Here is a 14349-nt window from a genome sequence, read left to right as displayed (position 1 = left end):
AGCTTGCTCGCGAACGGCGCCCCCGGCAGCACGGAGCTGGTCGGTTCGCGAGCAAGCTCGCTCCTACGAAGAGCAGCCCCGTAGAGGATACCGCTGCACGCGGTGCCGTCAGTGCAGCTCGCTCGACCGGCCCATGGCCGCCACCGCTCCAGGTGCCAGGCTGTAGCGCTTGTTCGCGTCGCGCTCGAGCAGGCCGGAGAGATGCAGCCGGCGCAAGGTCTGGCTGACGCAGCTGAGGGAGATGGGCAGGCCCGGCTCCTCCAGATAGGCGTGCAGCTCGACCGCGGTCGCCTTGCCGCAGGTCACCAGCGCATCGAGGATGTTCAGGCGTGGCAGGCTGCTGCGCAGGCCGGCATGGTCCAGCAGTTGACGGGCCGGGCGCGGCGGACGCGGCTGCACCGGGGAACTGACTTTCATCGCTGCTCTTATTGAGCTGGTCATTGGCGCACCTCGAAAGACAGTGTGGAAACGTGGATCACGCTGTCGTAGCGCTTTCCGTCAACGGTGGAGCCGCCGTTGACCTGGGCGGACACCTCCAGCACGTAGCGCGCCGGGAACGGCGTGATCAGGGTCACCGTGCCGTCCGCCGCCGGTTTCAGGCTGCGCGTCCACTGTTCGGAGGTGTACACATTGACCTGCGAGGCCGGCACCACGGTGCCTTTCCAGTGCAGGGCGAAGGTGTTGCCGCCGGGCGTGGTGGGCACCAGTTCCAGATCATTCTGCGCCCGTGTTTCGGTCCTTCCCTCGCGCGCCTGATAAATGGTCAAAGTGCCACCTTCGGCACGCTGGGCGGCGACGCGCAGGTCGCCTGGCGGAGCGTCAGCGATCTCGAAGGACTCGACGCCGGCCTTCAGCGGCGCGGTCTTGCCCTCACCCAACACCACGCGGGGATTCTGCAACTGGGCCACCGGCAGGTGCTCGCCGGGTTGCAGTTCACTGAAATAGCCTTTCGCGCCCTGGCCTGCATGGCGATCCAGCCACAGGTAGTCCGCGCCGGCCAGCGGCGCCCAGCTCAGCGCCATGACCAGCAGTACGGGGTGGCGAACGGAAAGGGTCATGCGGGTTCTCCTGTGTGGGCGCGATCGGACAGAAAGGTCGCTCGCATCCATTGCGAATCGATCGCTTCACATAACAAGACGGATGAGCCGCGAAAAACACGCAGCGAAACTATGTAAAGAAATGGAAAAGGCCGCGAATCCGCGCCGATACGCTTGTTTGCCACTGGAAACGGCCTGTTGCAGGACCGCTCGGCCTGGAGTTCGTCACCGAGGCCGCGCGCCCTCAGCACACCGCGACTTCGGCGGCATATGGGTCAAGCAGATCGGGTTCGTATGGCCTGATGATCTGGAGCAGGCCCCCCTGATCGCCACCGCCAGGGAGTTGAAGAAGCAGAAGGCGGATAGGCGTCGCGGCCACCCCGAAGACCACCCCATGAGCGGCAACGGCAAGCCGCGCCGCCAGTGGCTGAACTCGGGATCCAACCTCAACACCGTGCTGGTGCTGATCCCTCCACGCCGTGGACGGCGCCTCATCTGCAGGCGTGAGCCTGCGCGAAAGGGCTCGCCGATTGCTCCCGCGCTCGGAAGGGTTCGCGAGCAGGCTCGCTCCTACGAAAAGCGGTCTCTACCGGCCATCTCAACGTGGCGCGATATGCGCCACCATCAATTGCACCGTCTCGTTGCCGCGGAATTCGTTGACGTCCAGCTTGTAGGCCACTTCCGCCCAGCGCACGGTGGGGTTCGGCCAGATTTCGCGGTCGATGTTGAAGGCGATGGCGTCGAGTTGCAGCGAGCCACATTCGGTCTTGAGCACCAGCTTCAGGTGACGCTCGCCGACCACGCGCTGCTGGACGATCTGGAAGATGCCGTGGAACAACGGCTCAGGGAAATGCTGGCCCCAGGGCCCGGCCTGGCGCAGGGCGCGGGCCAGTTCCAGGTGGAATTCCTCGGCGCCCAGCTGGCCGTCGGAGAGCAGGCGGCCGGTGAGGTCATCCTCATCCAGCTGGCGGCGTACTTCGGCATCGAAGGCGGCGGCGAAGGCTCCGAAGTTTTCCTGCGGCAGCGACAGGCCGGCGGCCATGGCGTGGCCGCCGAACTTGCTGATCAGCCCCGGATGGCGCGCGGCCACGGCGTCCAGCGCATCGCGGATATGGAAACCCGGCACCGAACGCGCCGAGCCCTTGAGCGTGCCGTCGCCGGCATCGGCGAAGGCGATGGTCGGGCGGTGGTAACGCTCCTTCAGGCGCGAGGCGAGGATGCCGATCACGCCCTGGTGCCATTCCGGGTCGAACAGGCACAGCCCGAAGGGCATCTCCTCTACCGGCAGTTCCTTGAGCTGGGCCAGCGCTTCGCGCTGCATGCCCTGCTCGATGGCCTTGCGATCCTGGTTCAGCTGGTCGAGCTGCACCGCCATGTCGCGGGCGAGGCTCTCGTCCTCGCAGAGCAGCAGCTCGATGCCCAGGGACATGTCATCCAGACGGCCGGCGGCGTTCAGGCGCGGACCGAGGATGAAGCCCAGGTCGGTGGAGGTGATCCGCCGGCAATCGCGCCCGTCCGGGCCTGCGTGCGCTGCTGGAAGTGGCCGGCGCGGATGCGCGCAAGGCCCTGGTGCACCAAGATGCGGTTGTTGGCGTCCAGCGGCACCACGTCGGCGACGCTGCCCAGGGACACCAGGTCGAGCAGTTCGGCGAGGTTCGGCTCGGCGATGCCGCGCGCGGCGAACCAGCCGCGCTCACGCAGGCGGGCGCGCAGGGCGAGCATCACGTAGAAGATCACGCCGACGCCGGCCATGGCCTTGCTGGGAAAATCACAGCCGGGCTGGTTCGGGTTGACGATGGCATCGGCCGCGGGCAGTTCCGGCCCCGGCAGGTGGTGGTCGGTGACCAGCACGCGCAGGCCGGCGGCCTTGGCGGCGGCGACGCCGTCGATGCTGGAGATGCCGTTGTCCACGGTCACCAGCAGCTCCGGGCGCTTCTCCAGTGCCACGGCGACGATTTCCGGGGTCAGGCCGTAACCGTACTCGAAGCGGTTGGGCACCAGGTAATCGACCCAGGCCGCGCCGAGCATGCGCAGCGCCAGCACGCCGACGCTGCTGGCGGTGGCGCCGTCGGCATCGAAGTCGCCGACGTAGAGAATCCGCTGGCCCTTCTCCAGCGCATCGACCAGCAGCTCTACCGCCGCGTCCACGCCCTTGAGCTGCTGGTACGGGATCAGCCGCGCCAGCCCCTTGTCCAGCTCGGCGGCGCTCTGTACGCCGCGGGCGGCGTAGAGACGGGTCAGCAGCGGCGGCAGGTCGCCCAGGTCGGGCAGGGTTGGCGGGAGGGGGCGGGATTCGATGCGCATGGGTGTTCCGATTCTTTCGTCTCAGGCGCCGATCCCGGCGCCCTGGTTACAGCGAATACAGCTGGCGATTAACGTTCGCCCATCAGCCACTCGACTTGCAGCTCGTGCTGGCCGCGTTCGTCGGTCACGAAGATGGTCCCTTCGCTGATCATCACGGTCCAGTTGATCGAGCGCGGCAGGTCGCGGGAGATTTCCTCCAGCGCCTCCTGGGGCATGGCGACGACGTTGAGGTTCTTCAGGTGGCGCACGCTGTCGAGGACCTTGGTGGTCCACACGCGCAGGTTGCCGTAGGCGACCAGGGTCAGCTTCTCGCAGCGCCGCGAGCACCAGGTCAGCCGGTCGGCGTCGGGCTGGCCGACTTCGATCCAGTGCAGCACGCGGTCGTCCAGGCTCTTTTCCCACAGCGAGGGTTCTTCCACGTCCGACAGGCCGCGGCCGAACGCCAGTTGCTCGTTGTACCAGATGACATAGGCGAGCAGGCGCACCGCCAGGCGCTCCTCGGTTTCCGAGGGGTGGCGGGCGACGGTGAAGCGCAGGGTCTCGTAGACCCCACGGTCGAGGTCGGTCAGGCTGATATCGGCTTTGTAGGGCGTGGCGGACAGGGCCATGGGGGTTCCCGGCGAATTTTCGAAGGCGGCAAGTCTACCGCGAAAGCGCCGGCACCGTGGCTCAAGTGCGCGGACGTCGGTCGGTTCCCGGCTCCGGCGCGGCCAGTTCGATGCGGTTGCGGCCCTTGGCCTTGGCGGCGTAGAGCGCCTGGTCGGCCAGCGACAGCAGGCGCAGCAGGTCATGCCCGGCCTCGCGCGTGGTGGCGATGCCGATGCTGACGCTGAGCTGGCCCTCGGCCATGAACGGCAGCTCGGCGAACTCGCGGCGCACCCGCTCGGCCACCTGACAGGCGCCCTCGGTATCGGCCGCTACCAGCAGGCAGGCGAACTCTTCCCCGCCGATGCGGGCGAACTGGTCGTGCTTGCGCATCCGCGAGGCGGTGATGCGGCTGAACTCGACCAGCACGCGGTCGCCGGCCGGATGGCCGAAGGAGTCGTTGAGGCGCTTGAAGTTGTCCAGGTCGCAGAGCAGCAGCGAGGCCTGCTCGCCCCGCTCTGCGCACAGGCGCAGCAGGCGCTCGCCGGTTTCCATGAAGGCGCGGCGGTTACCCACGCCGGTCAGTGGGTCGCTCAGGGCGGCGCTGCGGAACTGCAGCTCGGCGCGCTCCTTGACCATCGCCAGGGTGGCGAAGGCGATGCCGATGGCGAACAGCATGGTCTCGAAGACCAGGAAGGTGAAGAAGGTCGAGCCCTGGCCATTATCGGCCACGCTGGCGAAGGGCATGCCGCGATCCACCACCAGGCGCACACCGTAGACGATGGTATGCAGGACCAGCAGCGCCAGCGTCGGGCGCAGTTCCACTTCCAGCTTGAGGCGGCTGCGCCAGAGTTCGGCGAGCGCCACCAGGCAGTAGGCGATGGTGATCGACGTGCTGACCAGCACCCGCGCGGCAAGCGACTCGTAGAATGCCGGCACCAGGCAGAGTACCGCCCAGAACGCAGCACCCGCGCCGATCAGCGGCCAGTTCGGCCTGCGCCCGGCGAACACCCGCATGGCGGTCCAGGTCATCGCCGAAGACAGGTGCAACACGACGTTGCCCAGCAGAATCGCCACCCAGTCGACACCCATGCCGCGCAGGGTAGCCAGGAAGGTACCGATGGCGCCCAGCAGCAACGCCGCGCTCATGTAGCCCAGAGTGGGCTCGCGGCGCCCGCTGTGCCAGGCGAAAGCCATCAGCACACCGACCAGGGTCAGGACGTAGAGGTCGACGACAACCAGCGTCGGCAAATGCAACGTCATGCAGCCCCCTCGCCACCCGCCTGCGCGCATTCGTCGAGGAATGCCGCCAGGCCAATGGGCTGTCTGCGAAGGGGCGAGCGCATCACGGTGTACCTGTCCGAAAACCGGCGAGCTGAAGTAAGAAACATCCTTGAATGCCGCTACTCTACGCGCGCCAAAGGTCGGCGCAAAGCGCCGTGGCCAGGCGTCTGCCCGGCGGCCTGTTCGAAGCGGCGCGCAAGGGTTAGAGTCCGGCGATTCCCATCTGATCGGACAGACCGATGAACAGCACCGCCAAACCCCTCGCCGGCCTCAAGGTCATCGAACTCGGTACCCTGATCGCCGGCCCCTTCGCCTCGCGCCTGTGCGCGGAGTTCGGCGCCGAAGTCATCAAGGTCGAGTCGCCCGACGGCGGCGATCCGCTGCGCAAATGGCGCAAGCTCTACGAGGGCACCTCGTTGTGGTGGTTCGTGCAGGCGCGCAACAAGCGTTCGCTGACCTTGAACCTCAAGCACGAGTCCGGCCGCGAGGTGCTGAAGAAGCTGCTGGCGGAAGCCGACATCCTGATCGAGAACTTCCGCCCCGGCGTGCTGGAGAAGCTCGGCCTGGGCTGGAACATGATCCACACGCTGAACCCGAAGCTGGTGATGGTGCGCCTGTCCGGCTTCGGCCAGAGCGGCCCCTACAAGGACCAGCCAGGCTTCGGCGCGGTAGGCGAGTCGATGGGCGGGCTGCGCTATATCACTGGCTTCGAGGATCGGCCGCCGGTGCGCACCGGTATCTCCATCGGCGACTCCATCGCCGCGCTGTGGGGCGTGATCGGCGCGCTGATGGCGCTGCGTCACCGCGAGGTGAACGGCGGCGCCGGACAGGTGGTGGACGTGGCGCTCTACGAGGCGGTGTTCGCCATGATGGAATCCATGGTCCCGGAGTTCGATGTGTTCGGCTTCATCCGCGAACGCACCGGCAACATCATGCCCGGCATTACCCCCTCCTCCGTGCACACCACCGCCGACGGCAAACACGTGCAGATCGCCGCCAACGGTGACGCCATCTTCCGCCGCTTCATGACCGCCATCGGCCGCCTCGACCTCGCCGAGGACCCGACCCTGGCCAGCAACGACGGCCGCGATGCGCGCCGCGACGAGTTGTACGGCGTCATCGACCGCTGGGCGCGCTCCGAATCACTGGAGACCGTGCTGAAGATGCTCAATGAAGCCGAAGTGCCGGCCAGCCGAATCTTCTCCGCCGAGGACATGTTCACCGACCCGCAATTCCTCGCGCGGGAGATGTTCCTCTCGGCGAAGCTGCCGGACGGCAAGTCCTTCCGCATGCCCGGCATCGTCCCCAAGCTCTCCGACACCCCCGGCAGCGCCGAGTGGATCGGGCCGAAGCTGGGCGAGCATACGGATGAAGTGCTGAGCGGGCTGGGTTATGACGCAGCGGCCATCGCGGCGCTGCGCAAGGATGGGGCGGTCTGATCTGCCGCTCTTTTCCTTTGTAGGAGCGAGCTTGCTCGTGAACCATCCAACCGACGAGCTCCGTGCAATGCGGTTCGCGAGCAAGCTCGCTCCTACAGGGAGCCCGGAAGTCTGGCTGTAAAGCTCATCTGCGGAGTACGCCGCGCGGGACTTCGCGGAGAAGCTCCGCTCCTACGACAAGCCACTCCGCACAGTTCCAGGATCGTAGGGCGCATAACGCGCCAGCGTTATCCGCCGCGAGGCAATCGGCGGATAACCCGTTCCGGGTTATGCACCCTACGATGCTGGGTTGGGCTACGACGCAGCAGCTATCGCGGCGCTGCGCAAGGAAGGCGCAGTCTGATTTGCGCTCTTCGTAGGAGCGAGCTTGCTCGCGAACAATCTCGTCGGCTAACCCGGTACGATGTGGTTCGTGAGCAAGCTCGCTCCTACAGAAAACTCGGAAGCTCAGCCCGCTTCCTGCTCCGGCCCCTCGGTCTGGGCGATGAACTCCAGCATCTTCTCGCTGCCGTCCAGCAGGTCGGCGTGGATTGCCTCGCGGGCGCCGGCGCCGTTGCGCTCGCGCAGGGCGCGCAGGACGTCCCAGTGGTGTTCGATGGCCATGCGTTCGTTGAAGTCGGCATAGGCCTGCGCGATCAGCGGGCCGGTGCGCATCCACAGGCTGTCGAGGAAGGCACGTAGCAGCGGCATCCCGGCAATGTCGGCCAGGGCGAAGTGGAAGGCCTGGTTGAGCTTGAGCGCCAGCACCAGGTCCTCGGCATGGATCGCGTCGAGGTTTTCGCGGATGTTCGCTTCCAGCTCGTCCAGCTGAGCGTCGCTGGCGCGCTCGGCGGCGGTCTCGGCGGCCAGGCCTTCGAGCGCCACGCGGATGCTGCGGATCTCCAGGTACTGCTCGCGGGTGAGCAGCGGCACACGGATGTCGCGCGGGGTCTTGAGCACCAGCGCCTGTTCCTTGGCCAGTTGCAGGATGGCGTCGCGCACCGGGGTGACGCTGGTGCCCAGTTGCTGGGCCAGGTCGCGGATGCGCAGGCGATCGTCGGGCTTGAATCGTCCGGTGATCAAGGCCTCGCGCAGGAGCGCGTAGACCCCGCTGCCAAGGTAGGAATGATTCAGGCCATCGATCGGATAGTTCATCGCTTTCTCATCGCGTGCTGCGGCATTTGCGGCGCGCATGATGCGGATTGAGCGCGCCGGATGCCAGCGGGATCAAACATGCTGGCCGCCGTTGACGTGGATTTCCGCGCCATTCACGTAGGACGCGCCGCTGGTGCAGAGGAAGTGGATCAGCGAGGCGACCTCCTCCGGCTTGCCCAGGCGATGCATCGGAATGTCGCGCTCGACGATCAGCTCGGTACCCGAGGAGAGGATGGCCGTGTCGATCTCCCCCGGCGCGATGGCGTTGACCCGCACGCCATGCGGGCCGAAGTCGTGGGCCATCTCGCGGGTCAGCGCCGCCAGCGCGGCTTTCGAGCAGGCATAGGCAGCGCCGGCGAACGGGTGCACGCGGGAGCCGGCGATGGAGGTGACGTTGATCACCGAGCCCCTGGCCGCCTTCAACTCATCGAACAGCCCGCGCGCCAGCAGCGCGGTGGAAAACAGGTTGACGTTGAACACCTTGAGCCAGGTGCCGTAGTCACTGCCCAGCACGCCCAGGCGCTCGCCTTCCGGGCCCTTGGGCGAGATGCCGGCATTGTTCACCAGCGCATGCAGGCTGCCGCCCAGTTTCTCGCGGATCATCGGCAGGCTGGCCTGGACGCTGTCGATGTCTTCCAGGTCCAGGTGGATGTGGTTGATCAGCCCTTCGGCCCAGGGGCACTCGGCGCTCCAGTCCTGGCGCGAGGCGGTGAACACGCGCCAGCCGGCGGCGTTGAAGTGCTTCACCGTGGCGTGACCGATGCCACGGCTGGCGCCGGTGAGCAGCAGGGTGCGGGTCTGGTTCATGGTGCTTCCCTCTCAAGTCTGAGCCGCTGGCTGCGCCACTCATCAGGGCGCGCGTCGGTGAACATTCGTGAAGCGATGTCGCCAATAAAAACATGATGCATCATATTTGTGAAGGTGTTTTAATCGGCTCAGCTTGGTCCTACAACGAGCTATCCGAACAACAACAAGAAACGGAGCACATTCCCATGATCGATCTCACCCGTTCCGCCCGTTCCTCTCCCTGATGTCCGAGGGCGCATCAGCCGGCCTTTCAGCCTGGCCCGGCGCAGCGCCCCACTCTTGAAGCTGCCCTCTTATTCATGGGCCGGATTGGCCCGCTCAGGAGTCATCGCATGTTCAAGAAAGCCATAGCACTGATGATGCTGGCCGGCGGCGCCGCCCAGCTGCATGCCGAAACACTCACCGTGGTGTCCTTCGGTGGAGACAACAAGGTGGCCCAGGAAAAGGCCTTCTACAAACCCTTCGAGCAACAGGCCAAGGTCACCGTCCAGGGCGCCGAGTACAACGGCGAGATGGCCAAGATCAAGGTCATGGCCGACACCGGCAAGACCAGCTGGGACGTGGTCGAGGTGGAGTCGCCGGAACTGATCCGCGGTTGCAGCGAAGGCCTGTTCGAGCAGCTCGACTGGTCGAAGCTGGGCAAGCGCGAGGACTTCCTCGACGCGGCCGTGAGCGACTGCGGCGTGGGTATTTTCATCTGGTCCACGGTGCTCACCTACGACGCCAAGAAGCTCGCCAGCGCGCCCACCGGCTGGGCCGATTTCTGGGACGTGAAGAAGTTCCCCGGCAAGCGCGGTCTGCGTCGCGGCGCCAAGTTCACCCTGGAATTCGCCCTGGAAGCCGACGGCGTGAAACAGGCCGACCTGTACAAGGTGCTGGGCACCAAGGAAGGCGTGGACCGCGCGTTCAGGAAGCTCGACGAGATCAAGCCGTACATCCAGTGGTGGGAAGCCGGTGCGCAACCGCTGCAGTGGCTGGCCGCCGGTGACGTGGTGATGACCAGCGCCTACAACGGCCGCGTTGCCACCGCGCAGAAGGAAGGTCGCGACTTCGCCATGCAGTGGGACGGCAGCATCTACGATCTGGACCACTGGGCCATCGTCAAGGGCAGCCCGAAGAAGGACCTCTCCGAGCAGTTCATCGCGCTGGCCAACAAGCCCGAGCACCAGAAGGTCTTCGCCGAGAACATTCCCTACGGCCCGACCAACAAGCACACCATCCCGCTGATCGACCCGGCCATCGCGGCGAAGTTGCCCACCGCGCCGCAGAACCTGGCGAACGCGCGCGCCATGGACACCGAGTTCTGGATCGACCACGGCGAGGAACTGGAACAACGCTTCAACGCCTGGGCGAGCAAGTAACACCGGCGACTCCCGCCCGGCCCCGCGCCGGGCGGGAGCAGCCACCTACTGCAACACCGAAATACCGTTGTACCGCTTAACCCTGCTTGGCCCGTTATCCCTGCTGGAGAAGTACCCGTGCCCCTCAATACCGCTCCCGTCCACGACCACCTGCTGGAAGCGGCCCCCGCCCAGGTGGGCGACGCCCAGGCCGCTGCCATCGCCGAGGACTACTTCGGCCAGCACGGCACGCTACACCGCCTCGCCGGCGAGCGCGACCTGAACTTCCATATCGCCCACGGCCACGGCGGCGACCGCCTGCTGAAGCTTTCCCACCCGCTGGAAGACCCGCAGGTCGTGGATTTCCAGACCCGCGCCCTGCTGCGCGTCGAGGCACAGGACCCGAGCCTGGCGGTACAGCGCGTCTATGCCGCGCTGAATGGCGAACACCAGGTTCCCCTGGTCGTCGACGGCCAGCCGATGATTGCCCGGCTGTTCTCCTTTGTCGACGGCGTGCCTCTGCACCGCGTGCCCCAGCGCAGCCGAGCCCTGCGCGAGAACCTGGGCGACGACCTGGCGCGCCTGGGCCTGGCCCTCAAGGGGTTCGAGCACCCGGCCACCGCCGGCCACGAACTGCTCTGGGACCTCAAGCACGCCTCGCGCCTGCGTAACCTGCTGACCTACATCGAAGACCGTGAACAGCGCGCCCTGGTCGAGCGCTTCCTCGACAACTTCGAACGCCACGCCCTGCCCCGCCAGGCCAGCCTGCGCGCCCAGGTCATCCACAACGACCTGAACCCGCACAACGTCATCGTCGACGCGCAGCACCCGGACCAGGTGCGCAACATCCTCGACTTCGGCGACATGGTTCACGCACCGCTGATCAACGACCTCGGCGTCGCTGCCGCCTACCAGGTGGGCGAGCCGGACGCGCCGCTGGCCACCGCCTGCGAGATGATCGCCGCCTACCACCGCCGCTGCCCGCTGCTGGCCGAGGAGCAGGAAATCCTCGCCGACCTGATCGCCACGCGCCTGATCATGACCCTGAGCATCACCGCCTGGCGCGCCAGCCTGCACCCCGAGAACCGCGACTACATCCTGCGCAACACCCGCCACGCCTGGCAGAGCCTGCAGGGCCTGGCCCGCCTCAGCCGGGAACAGGCGCAGGAGCAGATCTTCGCCGCCTGCGCCCAGCACCGCGCAAATCAACAGGAGCCCCGCCCATGACCATGCCCAACGGATTCAGTGCCGCCGATGCCGAGCGCCTGAGCGAACAGGAACGGCGCCTGATCGAACGCCGTGCGCGCCTGCTCGGCCCGGCCTACCGGCTGTTCTACGAGCGCCCGCTGCACACCGTGCGCGGCGAAGGCGTGTGGCTCTACGACAACCAGGGCAACCGCTACCTCGACGCCTACAACAACGTCGCCTCCATCGGCCACTGCCACCCGCGCGTGGTGCAGGCCATCGCCAGCCAGGCAGCGGTGCTGAACACCCACACGCGCTACCTGCAGGAAGGCATCCTCGACTACGCCGAGGACCTGCTTGCCACCTTCCCGGACGGCCTGGACCAGGTGATGTTCACCTGCACCGGCAGCGAGGCGAACGACCTGGCCCTGCGCATCGCCCGCCAGTACACCGGTGGCACCGGGGTAATCATCACCCGCTTCGCCTACCACGGCGTCACCGGGACCATTTCCGAGCTGTCGCCGTCCCTCGGCTCCGGCATCACCCTGCCCGCCCACGCGCGCACCGTGATTGCTCCGGACGCCTACCGGCTGGGTGCGGAGAACGTCGGCAAGCTGTTCGCCGACGACGTGCGCGCCGCCATCGCCGATATGCGCGCCCACGGCATCAAGCCCGCCGCGCTGCTGCTCGACGGCATCTTCGCCAGCGACGGCGTACTGGCAGGCCCGGCCGGCTTCCTCGCCGAGGCGGTGAAGGTCGCCCAGGACCAGGGCCTGCTCTACATCGCCGACGAAGTGCAAAGCGGCTTCGCCCGCACCGGCGATGCCATGTGGGGTTTCCAGCGCCACGGCGTGCAGCCGGACCTGGTCACCCTCGGCAAGCCCATGGGCAACGGCCAGCCCATCGCCGGCGTGGTGGTGCGCCCGGAAATCCTCGAAAGCTTCGGCCGCGAGGTACGCTACTTCAACACCTTCGGCGGCAACCCGGTGTCCTGCGCGGCGGCCCAGGCAGTGCTCGACGTGATCCGCGACGAACAGCTGCAGGAGCGCTCCCAGCGCATCGGCGCCTTCCTCGCCGACGGCATCCGCCAGTTGGCCGAGCGCCATGAACTGATCGGCGATGTACGCGGCGCGGGGCTGTTCCTCGGCGTCGAACTGGTCACCGACCGCGCGGCAAAAACACCTGCCGCCAACCAGACCCGCCAGGTGGTCAACGGCATGCGCGAGCGCGGCGTGTTGATCAGCGCGGCCGGGCCGCTGGAGAACATCCTGAAGATCCGTCCGCTGCTGGCCTTCGAGCAGGAACATGCCGAGCTGTTCATCGATTGCCTGGACAAGTCTCTGAAGGACGTCACTGCCTGACACTTTCCTCCTTCAGAAACGACGCGGGCCGCGATGAACACTCATCGCGGCCCGTTTCTTTTCGGCTGTCGGAAGAGTCAGAAGCGCACACCGACGTTGACCATTGCGGCGGCGTTGCCCAGCACCACGAGTTCGGCGCCGAGCGGGCCGTAATGCGCGCCGACCGAGGGAATGATCGCCGGCGCCACGCCCAGGTGGTTCAGCGGAATCTTGTCGCGGTACTCGCCGCGATAGCCCTGCAGCGCACCGCCGGTGACCTTGGCGTAGAAGGGCGTGCCGTCCCAGTCGAAGCGCTTGCCGGCATAGACGTAGTTGGAGCGCTGGCTGAAGGAGTTCTTGAAGGTCGCACCGCCCCAGACCATGCCATCGGCACGGTTGCGCTCCAGGCCAATCAGCTCCTGGTGGTTGTTGTGGTCCGGGTCGTGGTTCCAGTGGGTGGTGTAGACGCTGGTCTGCAGGTACCAGAAGCCCCCGTCATCGGCCATGGCGATGCCACAGCCGAGCAGGACCAGCGCGGCAATCAACAGGCGACGCATGGGGCGTCCTCCGTTCAGAGGGTGACGCGGCTGGCGCCGTTGACGGTCATGATGCGAACGCGATCACCGATGCGGAACTGCTGGTTGGCGTCCACCGCCTGGACATAGGCGCGGGTGCCGCCGTCATCCTCGCGGACCACGATCTCCACACCCTGGGTGCGGGTGATGCCCTCTTCCACCGCCGAGCCCGCCGCGCCGCCGGCGACACCGCCAAGAATGGTGGTGATGGCCTTGCCACGACCGCCGCCGATGGAGTTGCCGGCAATACCGCCGACCGCCGCGCCGGCCAGGGTGCCGATGGGCGTCTTGGTACCTTCGATCTGTACCGGGCGCAGCGATTCGATGGTGCCCATGCGCACGTTCTGCACAGCGCGGGCATCCGCACGGGAGTAGGAAGAACCCGACAGGTTGGAAGCGCAGCCGCTCAGCAGGGCGGCGCTGGTGAACAGGGCAGTCAGCAGCAGAGTAGGACGGTTCATGGTAGTTACCTCGGAAGGCTCTCAAAAGTGATGGTGAAAGCCTAACGATCGGTCCCTGAACTCCCCCTGAACCCTCTCTGAACCATCGCTGAACGAAGCTGAACGACTGAATGAATATCCTGACAGCCGTCAGCTTTCCAGAGCCGCCAGTTGCATCCGGCTGCGCTCGAACCAGCGCAGCAGGTAGTCCGCCAGCAGCTGCGTGCGGCGCGGCAGGCGGCTCTGGTACGGGTGGATGAGAAATACCGGCTGGGTCCGGGTCTGGTAGTCGCGCAGCAGCCAGACCAGGCTGCCTTCAGCCAACTCCTGCTGAACCATGTAGGACGGCAACCGGCTGATCCCCGCGCCAGCCAGCGCTGCCTTCTTCAGCAGGGTGTAGTGGTTGCTCGCCAGCAGGCCGTTCACCGTCACGCGGAACAGTTCGTGGTGGCGCTGGTAAAGCCAGACGTCGCTGTCCTGGTAATGGGTGTTCTGCAGGCAGGAATGCCCCGCCAGCTCTGCCGGTACCTCCGGCACGCCGTGCTCGGCCAGGTAGTCCGGCGTGGCGCAGGTCAGTTCCTGCAGGGCGAACAGCGGCCGCGCCACCAGGCGCTCGTCCACCGCCAGGCTGCCGGAACGGATCGCCAGGTCGAAGCCGTCGGCCACCAGGTCGCGGCGCGCGTTGGACAGGTCCAGCTCCAGGCGGATGTCCGGGTACTTCCGGGAAAACTCCATCAACCAGGCATCGAAGAAGGTCTCGCCCAGGGACACCGGCACGCTCAGCCGGACCTTGCCCTGCGCCTCCTCCTGCAACGCCAGCACCGCCTGCCGAGCCCTCGCGGCCTGGGCGTTGAGCGCCTGCGCCTCGGGCAACAGCGC

Annotated in this window: 13 protein-coding genes and 1 pseudogene; 4 read left to right on the top strand and 10 right to left on the bottom strand. The window is 66.7% G+C overall.

What is annotated here, in order from left to right:
• Positions 1-108 precede the first annotated feature (108 nt).
• The 5 genes and pseudogenes from ACCC94_RS21105 to ACCC94_RS21085 form a co-directional block, all read right to left on the bottom strand.
• Positions 109-417 carry a transcriptional repressor gene (locus ACCC94_RS21105; protein ID WP_413351478.1) on the bottom strand — a complete coding sequence of 103 codons (309 nt, stop codon included), beginning with the start codon at positions 415-417 and terminating at the stop codon, positions 109-111.
• Positions 418-437: 20 nt separating this feature from the next.
• Entirely contained in the window at positions 438-1058 is a 621-nt protein-coding gene (locus ACCC94_RS21100) for a hypothetical protein (protein WP_413351476.1), read from the bottom strand.
• 577 nt (positions 1059-1635) lie between these two features.
• A pseudogene (recJ, locus tag ACCC94_RS21095) lies at positions 1636-3341 on the bottom strand (single-stranded-DNA-specific exonuclease RecJ).
• Between the two features lie 68 nt (positions 3342-3409).
• Complete coding sequence (locus tag ACCC94_RS21090; RefSeq protein WP_045209899.1) at positions 3410-3949, bottom strand: YaeQ family protein; 540 nt, start codon at positions 3947-3949, stop codon at positions 3410-3412.
• 61 nt (positions 3950-4010) lie between these two features.
• Complete coding sequence (locus ACCC94_RS21085) at positions 4011-5189, bottom strand: diguanylate cyclase (protein ID WP_413351475.1); 1179 nt, start codon at positions 5187-5189, stop codon at positions 4011-4013.
• Positions 5190-5449: 260 nt separating this feature from the next.
• Here ACCC94_RS21085 and ACCC94_RS21080 point away from each other — a divergent pair, with 260 nt between their 5' ends.
• On the top strand, positions 5450-6649 hold the full coding sequence (locus ACCC94_RS21080) for a CaiB/BaiF CoA transferase family protein (protein ID WP_413351474.1): 1200 nt from the start codon (positions 5450-5452) through the stop codon (positions 6647-6649).
• A gap of 447 nt (positions 6650-7096) precedes the next feature.
• Here ACCC94_RS21080 and ACCC94_RS21075 read toward each other — a convergent pair whose 3' ends face one another.
• Positions 7097-7783, bottom strand: a complete 687-nt coding sequence (locus ACCC94_RS21075) for a GntR family transcriptional regulator (RefSeq protein ID WP_413351473.1) — start codon at positions 7781-7783, stop codon at positions 7097-7099.
• Positions 7784-7855: 72 nt separating this feature from the next.
• Complete coding sequence (locus tag ACCC94_RS21070) at positions 7856-8590, bottom strand: SDR family NAD(P)-dependent oxidoreductase (protein WP_413351472.1); 735 nt, start codon at positions 8588-8590, stop codon at positions 7856-7858.
• A gap of 332 nt (positions 8591-8922) precedes the next feature.
• Between ACCC94_RS21070 and ACCC94_RS21065 the strand changes: the two genes are divergently transcribed.
• The 3 genes from ACCC94_RS21065 to ACCC94_RS21055 all read left to right on the top strand — a co-directional run bounded on the left by ACCC94_RS21065 (position 8923) and on the right by ACCC94_RS21055 (position 12476).
• Positions 8923-9951, top strand: a complete 1029-nt coding sequence (locus ACCC94_RS21065) for an ABC transporter substrate-binding protein (RefSeq protein WP_413351471.1) — start codon at positions 8923-8925, stop codon at positions 9949-9951.
• Between the two features lie 117 nt (positions 9952-10068).
• The gene (locus ACCC94_RS21060; protein WP_413351470.1) at positions 10069-11157 is read left to right on the top strand and encodes a phosphotransferase; all 1089 of its coding nucleotides are present in this window, start codon (positions 10069-10071) and stop codon (positions 11155-11157) included.
• Entirely contained in the window at positions 11154-12476 is a 1323-nt protein-coding gene (locus tag ACCC94_RS21055; protein ID WP_413351469.1) for an aspartate aminotransferase family protein, read from the top strand. The genes ACCC94_RS21060 and ACCC94_RS21055 overlap by 4 nt, the downstream gene beginning before the upstream one ends.
• Before the next feature lie 77 nt (positions 12477-12553).
• Here the strand turns inward: ACCC94_RS21055 and ACCC94_RS21050 are convergent, their stop codons facing one another.
• The 3 genes from ACCC94_RS21050 to ACCC94_RS21040 form a co-directional block, all read right to left on the bottom strand.
• Positions 12554-13012 carry a sn-glycerol-3-phosphate transporter gene (locus ACCC94_RS21050; protein WP_413351468.1) on the bottom strand — a complete coding sequence of 153 codons (459 nt, stop codon included), beginning with the start codon at positions 13010-13012 and terminating at the stop codon, positions 12554-12556.
• A gap of 14 nt (positions 13013-13026) precedes the next feature.
• Positions 13027-13491 carry a glycine zipper 2TM domain-containing protein gene (locus tag ACCC94_RS21045; protein WP_413351467.1) on the bottom strand — a complete coding sequence of 155 codons (465 nt, stop codon included), beginning with the start codon at positions 13489-13491 and terminating at the stop codon, positions 13027-13029.
• 129 nt (positions 13492-13620) lie between these two features.
• A partial coding sequence (locus ACCC94_RS21040; RefSeq protein WP_413351466.1) for a substrate binding domain-containing protein occupies positions 13621-14349 on the bottom strand: 729 nt, incomplete at its 5' end.

Source organism: Pseudomonas sp. Pseusp97 (assembly GCF_047304025.1).
In the GTDB taxonomy this organism is placed as follows: domain Bacteria; phylum Pseudomonadota; class Gammaproteobacteria; order Pseudomonadales; family Pseudomonadaceae; genus Pseudomonas.
This window is presented reverse-complemented; position numbering and strand designations above follow the sequence as displayed.